The 12,922-nt window shown below is 33.4% G+C and carries 9 protein-coding genes and 1 pseudogene; 6 read left to right on the top strand and 4 right to left on the bottom strand.

The genetic code is table 11. The features are described from left to right. Positions 1-144: 144 nt before the first annotated feature. Positions 145-1,566, bottom strand: a complete 1,422-nt coding sequence (locus tag ACH0CI_RS25460; RefSeq protein ID WP_406902415.1) for a YfcC family protein — start codon at positions 1,564-1,566, stop codon at positions 145-147. 281 nt (positions 1,567-1,847) lie between these two features. Here ACH0CI_RS25460 and ACH0CI_RS25455 point away from each other — a divergent pair, with 281 nt between their 5' ends. Next, entirely contained in the window at positions 1,848-3,011 is a 1,164-nt protein-coding gene (locus tag ACH0CI_RS25455; RefSeq protein ID WP_406902414.1) for a M20 metallopeptidase family protein, read from the top strand. Between the two features lie 113 nt (positions 3,012-3,124). On the opposite strand, the gene ACH0CI_RS25450 is transcribed toward ACH0CI_RS25455, so the two are convergent. Beyond that, positions 3,125-4,003 (bottom strand): LysR family transcriptional regulator, encoded by an 879-nt coding sequence (locus ACH0CI_RS25450; RefSeq protein ID WP_251621800.1) that lies wholly within the window; start codon positions 4,001-4,003, stop codon positions 3,125-3,127. A gap of 269 nt (positions 4,004-4,272) precedes the next feature. On the opposite strand from ACH0CI_RS25450, the gene ACH0CI_RS25445 reads away from it, so the two are divergent. The 3 genes from ACH0CI_RS25445 to ACH0CI_RS25435 all read left to right on the top strand — a co-directional run bounded on the left by ACH0CI_RS25445 (position 4,273) and on the right by ACH0CI_RS25435 (position 8,067). Further along, on the top strand, positions 4,273-5,658 hold the full coding sequence (locus tag ACH0CI_RS25445) for an MATE family efflux transporter (protein ID WP_406902413.1): 1,386 nt from the start codon (positions 4,273-4,275) through the stop codon (positions 5,656-5,658). A gap of 207 nt (positions 5,659-5,865) precedes the next feature. Next, entirely contained in the window at positions 5,866-6,921 is a 1,056-nt protein-coding gene (locus tag ACH0CI_RS25440) for an ornithine cyclodeaminase family protein (RefSeq protein WP_406902412.1), read from the top strand. A gap of 21 nt (positions 6,922-6,942) precedes the next feature. Continuing rightward, the gene (locus ACH0CI_RS25435) at positions 6,943-8,067 is read left to right on the top strand and encodes an aminotransferase (RefSeq protein WP_406902411.1); all 1,125 of its coding nucleotides are present in this window, start codon (positions 6,943-6,945) and stop codon (positions 8,065-8,067) included. Positions 8,068-8,164: 97 nt separating this feature from the next. Here ACH0CI_RS25435 and ACH0CI_RS25430 read toward each other — a convergent pair whose 3' ends face one another. Both ACH0CI_RS25430 and ACH0CI_RS25425 read right to left on the bottom strand, forming a co-directional pair. After that, entirely contained in the window at positions 8,165-8,872 is a 708-nt protein-coding gene (locus tag ACH0CI_RS25430; RefSeq protein ID WP_406902410.1) for a GntR family transcriptional regulator, read from the bottom strand. Positions 8,873-8,960: 88 nt separating this feature from the next. After that, positions 8,961-10,370, bottom strand: coding sequence for a GH1 family beta-glucosidase (locus ACH0CI_RS25425; RefSeq protein WP_406902409.1), 1,410 nt, complete (start codon positions 10,368-10,370; stop codon positions 8,961-8,963). 687 nt (positions 10,371-11,057) lie between these two features. On the opposite strand from ACH0CI_RS25425, the pseudogene ACH0CI_RS25420 reads away from it, so the two are divergent. Together ACH0CI_RS25420 and ACH0CI_RS25415 are read left to right on the top strand one after the other, a co-directional pair. After that, positions 11,058-11,186: pseudogene (locus ACH0CI_RS25420) on the top strand (ACT domain-containing protein); the annotation flags it as partial. A gap of 100 nt (positions 11,187-11,286) precedes the next feature. Next, a complete protein-coding gene (locus tag ACH0CI_RS25415; RefSeq protein WP_406902408.1) occupies positions 11,287-12,684 on the top strand; it encodes an APC family permease in 1,398 nt (465 codons plus the stop codon). Positions 12,685-12,922: the final 238 nt, after the last annotated feature.

Here is a 12,922-nt window from a genome sequence, read left to right as displayed (position 1 = left end):
GTTAAGTTTTATAATCAGCACCCAACTTCTTTCCAAGGCTACTAAAACAAAATAGATGAATTCTAAAGGTGTCCAATTGGAACCTCCTTTTCTTTAAATCATACTAAGACTGTAACCCCTTATATAAGAGATACGAGTTAATTATTAAAAGGGACCATATTTGATCAGATGAGCAATAATTACAGCTATAATTCCAATTCCATATTGTATTAAAATTAATGGCCAAATCCATTTTACCCAACGTACCCATGGAATTCTAGCCAGAGAAATGGCAGCCATAAAGTACCCTGAAGTAGGAAAAATAATGTTTCCAATTCCATCAGCCATTGAAAATGAAAGAACAGCCGTCTGCCGAGTCACACCAATTAGATCTGCCAGTGGAGCCATAAGGGGTATTGTTAAGGCAGCTTGTCCACTTCCAGAAGGAACAATAAAATGAATAAGAGATTGCAGAATAAACATGCCTCCAGCACTAAATATAGGGGGAACATGTTGAAGAATATTAGAAGTGTAGTGTAGGATTGTATCAATTGTATGTCCTTCTTCCAATACCACCAAAGTAGCTCTTGATATGCCAATTACTAAGGCACCCGCAATCAGTCCTGCTGATCCTTTCATAAAAGAGTTAACAATTTCATCAGCGGAAAGTCTTCCTATAACACCAATAACAATCGCTAGCAAAATAAAGAGAGCAGCAATTTCATTAATATACCAGTGAAACTTAATTACTCCAACTACTAAAAAAACGAAATTTAAGAAAAAGCAGCATAGAATCCACTTCTGTTTTTTATTCATAGCAACCTGAGAGCTTGAGACATTTTGAACGTTCCTATCCCTATAATCTCCGAAATAGCCGACTAAAGAGTTGTTTTTGACTCTCATCGCATGTCTATATACAAAACTAACTCCCACAATATACAAGATAATAAATAATAAAATACGGTAAGTGATACCAGAAAAAAGTGGGAGACCAGCAATGCCTTGAGCGATTCCTACCGTAAATGGGTTCATAATTGCAGTTGTAAAACCAATTGAAGCTCCTACCAATACAATGGCGGTACCAGTAAGTACGTCGAAGCCTAGGGAAACAGCAAGAGGAATGAGGATAGGAATGTAGGCAAGTGTTTCTTCGGCCATTCCCATAAGTGATCCTCCCAATGCAAAAAACAGCATCATAATAGGGATTAACAATTTTTCTTTATTAGCAAGCTTTCTTGACATAACCATCATTAAAGTTTCAATTGTACCTGTAGCTGTCAGTACGCCAAATGTACCTCCGATAATAAAAATAAAAAAGATAATATCAGCTGCTTCAACCATCCCTGTGTGAATTGCTTTGAAGAAGTCCAAAAATTGAACAGGTGACTGATTCACTAGTTTAAAGGAATGAGCATCTACAATTTCACGACCATTTTGTTCAACTCTGTTAAATTCCCCTGCTGGAACGATATACGTTAGTAAAGTAGCTATCAAAAGGACACACAGTAGTAAAACAAATACGTTAATTGTTTTATTTTTACGTACCTCCAATTTTGTTTCCTTTTTACCTTCTTGTAATTGAACCAAGCGATATTCCCCCTAAATATTATTTATCACATTACTCTCGGATCTTTATTTATTTAACTAAATAGTAAAATTATTCAGTTATCTTTACTAATTAAAAAGCTTTATGATTACGATAAGGAAAATTAATAGTTTTGCTTAGAAAGAAGGAAACCATAAAAATTATTAATGCTAATAATAAAACTTTTCAATTAGTTGTAAGTGGATGATTAGTATACTATTTAACAATAAATAACACTTTTATATTTTCATCAATAATCAAAAGTTGGTTAGGGGGAATGGACATGGATACCGTCACACTAAATAAATTGTCAGATTGGGCTATTACACATAGGCGATATTTACATCAGTATCCAGAATTATCTGGTCAAGAGTTTGAAACCTGTGAATATATAAAAAAACAGCTAAGAGAAATGGAAATTGACTTATTAGATTATCAAGCTCCAAATGTAGTTGGTTATCTAAATGGAACTAAAGGTTCAACAACCATTGCACTAAGAGCTGATATGGATGCATTGCCTATTGTCGAGGAAGGTGAAAAGAAGTATATTTCAAAGAAATATGGGATTTCTCATGCCTGTGGACACGATGGACATATGGCTATTTTGTTGGCAGTTGCAAAATGGTTATCAGAAAATAGACATAAGGTAGAAGCAAACATTGTGTTTATCTTTCAATCATCTGAAGAAATCTCTCCAAGTGGGGCAGAATTTTTGATTAAACAAGGGGTATTAGAAGATGTTAATGCCATTTTTGGAATTCATCTATGGCAACCTCTTCAAAAAGGAAAAGTGGGGATATGTTCTGGAGCAATGATGGCGTCAGTAGATGACTTTCTTATTCGTATTGAAGGTAAGGGGGGACACGGTGGTCTGCCGCATGAAACTATAGATTCTGTATACATATCTAGCTTAATTGTTAACGCTATACAATCTATTATTAGTAGACGAATTGACACTTTAGAGCCAGCAGTTATCTCAATTGGTAAGATTGAAGCTGGGGATTCATATAATATCATTCCAGCCCATGTTTCTATGTACGGAGCGATACGAACTCTATCTCATGATATAAGGTACAAGATACGTAAAGAAATGGAGAATATCGTTGAAGGAATTTGCAGTAGCTTTGGTGCTAAGGGTTATTTAGATATACTTGGAGGAGTACCCCCTTTAATAAATGATGAGAAGCTAAGTCTCTTTGTAGAAGATATAGTTAAAAAATTATATGGATCCGAAACTTTTGTTTCCCTAAAACCAACCATGGCCTCTGAAGACTTTTCTTATTATTTAGCTGAAAGAAAAGGAGCATTTATTTTTGTAGGAGTTGGAGGAGAAAAAAGCAGCTATCCACATCACCATCCTAAGTTCGATATAGATGAAGATGCATTAGAAACAGCGATCAATTTATTAATTAAAATCGCACTTAATTATAAAAATTATGTAATTTAAATAGCTTTCTTATATATCTTTCTATGCTTAAATCGGTATTTAATTGTTAGCTAATAATCCCTAAATTATATCATTAAGGAGTTATTAGCTAACAGATTCAATTTCAACTTAAATTATATTGTAGCTTGCCACGTGTCTTTTAATAAGTCACTAAAAGAGTGTATAGTAGGACCCTCTCCTCGATCCTTTAAATAAATTAAAGAAGTCTCAATTTCTTGAGTACAATAATGTAATGGGACGAGGGTACCATTGACTAACTCTTCTTTTATGACATTCTCCCCTAACAAAGCAACACCTGTTTGATTAAGCACAGCACGTCTAATTGTTTCATCGCTACCACCAAATTCTATTGTTGTTTTGGGGTTATAGTTCATCTCAGAAAAACATTGTTGAATAACAGTATCAAAACTACAACTTCCATGGTAAGAAAGGAAAGGATAATTCATTAAAATCTCTTCTTTAGTATGTTGTTTAAAGATTTCTTCAGATACTACAAGTACTGCTTTCTCTTTTCCAAGAACATATTGCTCAATATCTGGATTATTACACTCACAAGCAATTATCCCCATATCAGCTTCATTATTAAGTACTTTTTTTATAACTTCTAAACTGTTTGCTGGAAGTAATTTCAATCTAACTTGAGGGTGTAGCTTTATATAGGCACTTACTAAACTTGATAAATAGTGACTACAGTAATATTCTGATGCAGCAATAGCTAAAGTTCCAGATGGACCATTTAATTCTTCTAAGTCCCGTTCTAGTTCATCAACGACACGAAACAACTTATCTGTGTGTATTTGCAGTCTTTTACCTGCTGGCGTTAAAAACGTTTTTTTACCAATACGAGTAAATAGTGAATGGCCCAATTCTCCTTCTAGCACTTTAATTTGTAACGTGATAGTTGGTTGTGTATACCCTAAAATTTTAGCTGCTTTCGTCATATTTAAATGCTCAGCAACAACTTGAAAGGTTTTTAAGTTTCTAAGTTCCATGCTTGTTCCTTTCACATAGGAAAACAATAAGTTCCTTGAAAGATATAAGGTATGTCTAAAAAATCTTTATAGTTACCATTAAATTAATCAATTTTCTTGTTATTTTAACCTATGATAAATTTGATAAGGGCGTAAGTTAACTGGTATTTATATTAGCAAAAGATATACATGAAAGCAAAGACATTAGAATTTTATTTTTTATATAACAACCTTTAACTATATTGAACTAATTGGCTTCTTATAGTTATGGGTGAAAGGAGAGTGTTTAGATGCAGCAGACAAAAACGGTTAGTCAAAAATTAAAACAGTTTTTTGGACTATTCATTCCTATCTTTGTGACTCAAACCTCTCTTTTTGCTATGCAATTCTTTAATACAACAATGGCAGGTCATGTAAGTTCAAAAGATTTAGCAGGAGTTGCGATTGGAGCAAGTATATGGACAGCAATTAGTACAGGTTTAGCAGGAATTCTATTGGCAGTAACGCCTACTGTCTCACAATATGTAGGAGCACGCAAGCGTAGTAATGTGGCACCTTTTATCGTGCAAGCAGTTTACTTAGCAATTACACTAGGACTCATTATTATTGGGTTAGGAGCCATTAGTATACCTTTCATTTTAGATTCGATGAATCTAGAAGCAGAAGTATATGATGTCGCTTATAAATTTTTAGTAATGATCTCTATAGGCGTTATTCCCTTGTTTATTTATACGGTTCTTAGATGTTTTATGGATGCTTTAGGGCAGACAAAAATAACAATGATGATTACCCTGTGCTCTATCCCCATTAATTTATTTTTAAATTATTGTCTTATGTTTGGTAATCTGGGGTTTCCAAAGCTAGGAGGGTATGGTGCAGCTATTTCATCGTCTTTAACTTATTGGTGTATGCTAGCTATTTCTATTTTAGTTATTTCTAAAATTCCTCGATTTGCGGTATATAAAGTGTTTAAAAAATTCTTACCGTTCCATTTTAGAACGTGGAAACAAATCTTAAAAATAGGTATACCTATTGGCTTTTCTATTTTTTTCGAATCAAGTGTTTTCTCAGCAGTTACTATTCTAATGAGTCAATTTGATACGAATACAATTGCTGCTCATCAGATTGCAAATAATTTTCAAGCTTTACTTTATATGACTCCTTATAGTATTGCATTAGCTTTAACTATTTCGGTGGGGTTTGAAGCTGGAGCAAAGCGTTTTAAAGAAGCGCGTACGTATAGCTTTATAGGGATAGGAGCTGCCCTTATCTTTGCGGTTCTTTATATTACAGTAATAATCATTTGGAATCATTCTATTGTCAGCATTTATACATCTGACACGAATATCAAGAAAGTGGCTGAAGGTTTTCTACTCTTTGCTGCTTTATTTCAATTGTCTGATGCTATTGCGACTCCAGTTCAAGGCGCTTTAAGGGGATATAAAGACGTTAATATTTCCTTTATAAGTACGTTATTAGCTTATTGGGGTATTGGTCTACCATTGGGATATATATTAGCTAATTATACATCTACAGGAGCTTCTGGTTATTGGATCGGATTAATCTCTGGTTTAGCTTGTGCAGCTATTTTTCTATTGTGGCGCTTATTTTATTTACAACGATTGCATTTCAATACGGTTAAGGAAAAAAATCTATATTTGGAAGAGCAACTATAATTTTTAATCTCAAAAAGGCTCGCGAATATTTTATTAATGTTCGTAAGCCTTTTTTATTAAGCTTCTTTTTAAAAATATATGACTAAATTTTTCTTATGGATACCATAGAATATCTTAATTTTTCCCATCTTTTAAGCTGTGATAGATTTAAAAAGAACCCAATATAACAACGTTTTAAATAAATATAAGCTTAAGGGAGGAATAGATTTGTTCCCATTTAGAATTTTAAATCAAGAACAAATTCAAGAGTTATTAGATATGAGAACGACAATAGGTCTCGTAGAAAAAGCGTATAAATTAAAGGCTGAAGAAGATGCTTCTTTATTTCCGATGGTCTTCCATGAATTTGAACCTGGAAAAGCAGATATGGATATTAAGTCCGGTGAATTGACAGGTGCCAATATTTTTGGATTAAAATTAGTTTCCTGGTTCGGAGAAAATCCTTCAAAAAATTTACCTGCAGTTGTGGGAACAGTTTTAGTACTGGATAGCCGTACGGGCGCACCACTTGGAATTATGAGTGGAGAATACATTACGATGATGCGTACCGGAGCTGCTGGAAGTATTGGCGCAAAATATTTAGCAAGAAAAGATTCTGAGCATCTTTTATTGGTTGGATCAGGACATTTAGGACCTTACCAAATTATCGCTACATTAATGAATATGGAAAACATTAAAAAAGTAACGGTTTATAATGCTCTTTCCTTTGAGCATGCGAATGATTTTTGTACATCAATTAAAGATAAATTGTTATCTCTCATTGCTCCATACAAATCTACAGATCAAGAATTTTATAATCAGATGCTGAATCGAATCGATGTTACATTTGAAGCAACACAAGATATTCAAGAAGCTACAGAACAAGCTGATATCATCATTACAGCTACTCCGTCCCGAGCACCAATAATAAAGAAAGAGTGGGTAAAACCAGGAACGCATATTTCTTGTGTGGGAGCTGACATGGAAGGAAAGCAAGAGATTGATGAAAACTTATTTGTAGATACAAAAGTCTTTGTTGACGATGTAGACCAAGCCATCAATGTAGGTGAGACAGAAATCCCTTATAAAAAGGGCCTCATTGCAGAAAATCAAATTAAAGCTGAAATAGGAAGCGTTATTTTAAATAAAGAAAATGGAAGAAATTCAAATGAAGATATAACGATTTTTGATAGTACAGGAATTTCGTTACAAGATCTAATAACAGCAAACTACTTACTAGAGAAAGCTGCTGAAAAAGAAGTAGGACTTTTGACAACACTTTAAAATTAAAAAGGAGATTTTACGATGAATATTAAAACGTTTGCAGTAGAACAGTGGATGAACTTATATGAAATGGAAGCTGTATATAATATTGCAGAGACATGTGTAGAGTCAATGACAGTTAATGAACTCATTTCACTTGACGGTACAGATCCAGAAAAATTTCTAATTGAACTAGGGAAAAACCAATTAACATACGGACACATTGAAGGTTCCCCAGATTTCAGAAAATTAGTGGCAGGATTATATGATTCAATTGATGCTGAAAATGTATTAGTTACTAATGGAGGAATTGGTGCAAACTTTTTAGTGCTCTATTCATTAATTCAACCAGGTGATCATGTAGTTGCTGTTCATCCGACATATCAGCAATTATATGAAGTACCTGCATCATTTGGCGCAACTGTAGACTTATTACCTTTAAGAGAAGAAAATAACTATTTACCCGATGTAAAAGAGTTAAAGTCTTTAGTTAATGAAAAAACTAAAATGATTATTCTTAATAATCCAAATAATCCTTCTGGTGCTATTATCGAACAAGAGATGCTCGAAGAGATTGTAGAAATTGCGCGTTCTTGTGACGCATATATTCTTTGTGACGAAGTATATCGTCGACTATTACAAGAAGATGACTTACATGTTCCATCTATTGTTGACATTTACGAAAAAGGAATTAGCACGTCTAGTATGTCTAAAGTACTTTCGTTAGCTGGTCTACGTCTGGGATGGATTGCAGCTCCAAAAGAAGTCATCACCGATTGTTTTCATCATCGTGACTACACAACAATTAGTTGCGGCATGTTAGACGATATTTTAGCTGTTCAGGCATTAAAGAGTTATGACAAGATTTTGGATCGAAATCGTAAATTAATTAAGGAGAACTTATCTATCTTAGATGCGTGGGTGGAGAAGGAGCCGTTAATTTCATATGTTAAACCACGTGCGGGAACGACTGCAATGCTTAAATATGATTTGCCTGTGTCTTCTGAAGAGTTTTGCATAGGTCTTTTTAAAGCAAACGGTGCCTTTTTAACACCTGGATCTTGTTTCGACATTGAAAGCCATGTTCGAATTGGATATGCATGTAAAACGGAAACATTACAAAAAGGTCTTGAAAAAGTATCTGAATACCTACAAACATTTAAATAATATATATGGTTAAAATTTAAAGGACCTATTGAATAAGCAGCATTTCGTGTTTTATGACGAAACGCTGCTTATCATTAGTATTTATATTTGCTGGTGTTTATTTAAAATTGATACGATTTAAGATTTTTGCTTTTTGAAAGTGAAAGATTGACTTTGACCATTCAAAGATTGTTCCGTTCGTTAAACATACCGTATTTTCGATAACCATTGCTGGATCAAATGGCTCGATATGAAGGAGTTCCGCACTTTCTTCATCAATTTTTTCACAGTTAATGACTTTGTCAGCAAATCCAATGTTTAATTCTAAGTCATCGATTAGGTAACTATAAATAGAATTTGACGCAATCTCTTCATTTAGATAAGGTACTACATCTTTTTTAAAGTAACTGATTTCAATAGAAAAAGGCTCTTCATCTACAATTCTCAAACGTTTCACATAATAAAGCTTAGTTTCGGGTTCACATCGTAAGCCTTTTACAGCTAATTCATCAGCTGCTAATACATGCAGAGCAAGAATTTTAGTCTCCACTTTTTTAGACTTTAAGTCTTTCGTTAACCCTCTAAGGCTGCCTAAGTTAATATAGTCTGTAACTGATTCTTCACGCAAAAACATGCCACTTCCTTGGACTTGATAAATATAGCCGCGATTAACGAGCTGAGTCACTGCTTTTCTTACTGTATTACGGCTCACTTCAAATTCTTTTATCAACTCTTCTTCCGTCGGCAGTTTTTTCGTTTGGTCAAACTTTCCTTCTCGAATTTCTTTTTCTAAACGATCTGCAATTTCTTTATATTTTATAGCCATATAATCTCCCTAGTCTGCATTCTCAATAATTTACTGCCTCTATTATACACAAAACCTCTTGATTAAAATCAAGAGGTTTTCTTTTTACTTATAGGTTTTCTCCTCTCGTTTTAATAATATGCTTGTACCAATGAAACGAGAGTTTTTTCTTTCGGTTTAAGTTATCGTTATGATCTACGTAAATGAATCCGTATTGTTTTTTATAACCATTTAACCAACTTAATAAGTCAATAACAGACCAAGCGTAATAACCTTTTAGGTGAATGCCTTGTTGTATAGCAAGCTTAATCACTTTTAAATGTTCTTCAATATATTTAATACGAGGAACGTCTACAATTTCTCCATCAATAATCGGATCTTCATCACCAAGGCCATTTTCAGTTACATACATTTTGATATCGCCGTAACGCTCTTTTAACATATGCAGTCCGTCTAAAAATCCTTGAGGTGAAATTTCCCATCCCCATTTTGTATAGGTTTTATCTGTCATCTTTACTGTGCGATAAAAGCCGTCAAACGATGGATTTCCAGGAGCTAAAGTAGAGGTTTCCCTCGAGTGCTCGATAGAAGATACAGTTTCATGGGTTTTCTCTACTCGAATCGGTTGATAATAATTAAGGCCAATGAAATCATTGTGCTCCGCATTTCTTTTTAATGTATCTAGCTCTTCTTCTGTCCAAGTTGGAGTCCATCCTTTTTCTTTTAATTGCTGTACGACGTAAGATGGATATTCGCCTTTTAAAATTGGGTCATAATACCAAAATGTTTCGTATTCGTTCGCGTGTCTAGCAGCTGAAATATTTTCCTTTTTATTATCAACACTATATGCCGGTAAAAAGACATGTGTAATACCAATTTCTCCGTACTGTTTGAGCTGCTTATAACTCTCTACAGCTTTTGCATGTGCGTAAAATACATAGTGTGTAGCTTGAAAATACTTTTTTTCATCGTTTTGAATACCAGGTGGATGAGCGCCTTTTAAATAGCCTAATCCGCAAAACATAACGGTTTCATTAAAAGTAATCCAATGTTTAACGCGGTCTCCAAATGCTTTAAAACAAACCTCTGCATATTTAACAAAAGCATCAGCTGTTCGTTTGTTCGTCCATCCACCGTCTTCTTCAAGCGTTAAGGGTAGATCCCAATGATACAACGTTACAAATGGAACAATTCCATATTTCAGGCATTCATTAATCACTTGATTATAGAAATCTAATCCTTTTTGATTAACTTCTCCATCACCAGTTGGCAAGATACGTGCCCACGAAATAGAGAAACGGTATGATTCTAGGCCCATCTCTGCCATTAATTTAATATCTTCCTTGTAACGATGATAATGGTCAATGGCTACATCTCCATTTGTACCTTTATATGTTTTTCCAGGAATTTTTGAAAAAGCATCCCAGTTAGTTTCACCTTTTCCATCTTCATTCCAAGCTCCTTCTATTTGATAAGAAGCTGATGCAGCCCCAAATAAAAAATCGTTTGCAAATTTCATGATAACACCCCTTATTTTTATACTGACTATCAATATTTATTACCACATATTAAATTTATAGGTACGAATTTAATATAAATTATATACTTATTTTTTGCATTTGACTATAAAAAATGTAGAATAAAAAAACTTTTTTAATTAATTGGAGAAAGCTAAGTTATTTGGACATTTTCTAATCCTTCATCCAATTCACAAAAACAAAAAACGTATATATATACATCGCAATCATTCCTTGACAAACTAAATTTTTCAGTAGATAATGGGTGAACGTTAATAAAAAGCTTTCAAGGATTCTACTTATTAAGCGTATAATACAGTCTGGTTTACGAGAAAATGCACAATTTGCTGTGCACACTAACGGACAAAATCCTGTGAGATATAATTTATGATATCTCCCGGAACATTGAATTTTTATACAATTATTACAAAAGAATAGATTTTTAATAACATAAATTTATCCTTATTTCTACAAAGAGTAGCTGTTGTAATATTAGATCCAAATCAATCTATTTTAAAAAAAGTACTTAACCATGAAGAGTGTACTTCTATCACCTATACAGAAGAAAATTTGTACATTATATGTTTATAAGTTGAAGTACCGGTAGGACTAGTGGGGACATAAACGAGTCTCTATTCGTAAGGAATTAAATTGGAAGGTCCTTTAAATATTAATCTTCGCTTGCTGCACCATTAGCTGAAGCCAAGATTGGTATTCTTGCTCTTTTTGAGCATGATACCGACTACCTTTTAGTAAAAGCTAATACACTAAAAGATGCTGTGCATGTATTGACTGGGCAAAGTTATACTATTAACTAACTACTTTAAATTTTATGTATGCTGCCGATCATCCTCTCTTTATTAAAGAAAGAGGATAATTCGGCATGCAAATTATTCACTTGAAAGGATTTTAACAACCATGAAATCGACACCAAAACAACAGATAGGCATTTTAAGTTTATCTTTCATCAGCATTAACATTATTTTAAATCTACGTAATATTACATTTGCATCTACCATAGGCCCATCTGCCGTGTTTTTCTGGATTATTGCTGCTTTTCTTTATTTTGTTCCTATTAGCTTGATGGTAGCTGAACTTGCTACGACCTATCCAAATCAAGGCGGTATGGGAGTGTGGATTAAGAAGGCTTTTGGAGATAAAGCTTCTTTTTTATGTTCTTGGTTCTTTTGGATTGCTAATTTCACCTATTATCCTTCTTTGCTAATCACAAGTACTGTAGCATTATCATATGGAATTAAACAGCCACAACTAGCTGAAAATCCAATGAGCACGGCTTTATTTTCGTGTGTTTTCTTTTGGATTATTACTTTGTTAACAATTCGCGGCACAAAAATGAGTAAAAAACTTTCTGGTCTGGGAGCACCTTTAGGAGTTTTAGTTCCTGCTGCTTTAATATTGGGGTTTGGAATTTATAGTGTATTTAAAGGATACAGTAGTGCTACAACTTTTAAACCTAATAATATCTTACCTACTCATATTTCTTTTAATGCAATTATGTTTTTATCGACACTTATGTTTTCTTTTTCAGGATCGGAAATGCTTGGGACTATTGCAGGGAATATAAAGAAACCCCAAACAACATTTCCCAGAGCTATTTTTATGACATCGTTTATCATTGCTCTTATATATATTTTAGCGACCTTATCATTTCAGTTTGTAGTGAAAATCTCTCCTGATCAAACTGCAACAGCACTATATCTATTTGCAGATCAAATCACACAACGATTTAATTTACCATTTTCTCTTTCTCAACTTTTAGGGTTATGCTTTGTTTTAGCCTTTGTAGGTTCCTTATCATTTATTATTTTAAACCCTACAGTTATGATTGCAGAAAGTGCTAAAAACGTCTTTTCGGAAAAAATGTTAAAGAAAAACGAGTCCGGTATGCCTGTTACCCTAATTATTGGACAAGCTGTGGTTGTTTCAATTATTTTATTACTTTCTGCCTTTATTCCAACTGTATCAAAAGCATTAAACATGTTGATATTGATGTCAACACTAGCATTTTTTATACCTTATGTATTCTTTATTAGTGCCTATATTAAGTTGCGTTTCGCAGATAAGGTGAGTCACCGTCCGTTTAAAATCAAAAAAGATTGGATGGCCTACGCAGTTGCAGCTATTGGTATGCTGTCTGTCTTAGGAACAATTTTATTAAGCATCATCCCTAGTAAAGGTGTCCATTTAATTGAATATATTCCAATTGTAGCAGGTCCGGTTATATTTGGATTAATTGGAATACAAATATATAATGTTTCTTCCAAAAAAAAGACATCAGTTAGAGCAGGTAAGTAAAAAGAGGTCATCCTCACTTATATAATAAAATATCACTATATTTATTTTAGTTAGACAAAAGATTGTTTCCAATGTAAATTTATAAATTTCTTCTATTCAAAGAAGAGAAGTAATATTCCCGATATTGAAATGGCGAGTATTATAGATTAAATAATTCCCTATTGGTGTATCCATTCTGCTAAACAGCAATGGATATTCTTTTTTTTATAGAATATGATATCGTCTTTAGTTAACATAA

The sequence above is a fragment of the Priestia sp. 179-F W1.4 NHS genome (assembly GCF_045369295.1).
GTDB classification, from domain to species: domain Bacteria; phylum Bacillota; class Bacilli; order Bacillales; family Bacillaceae_H; genus Priestia; species Priestia zanthoxyli.
This window is presented reverse-complemented; position numbering and strand designations above follow the sequence as displayed.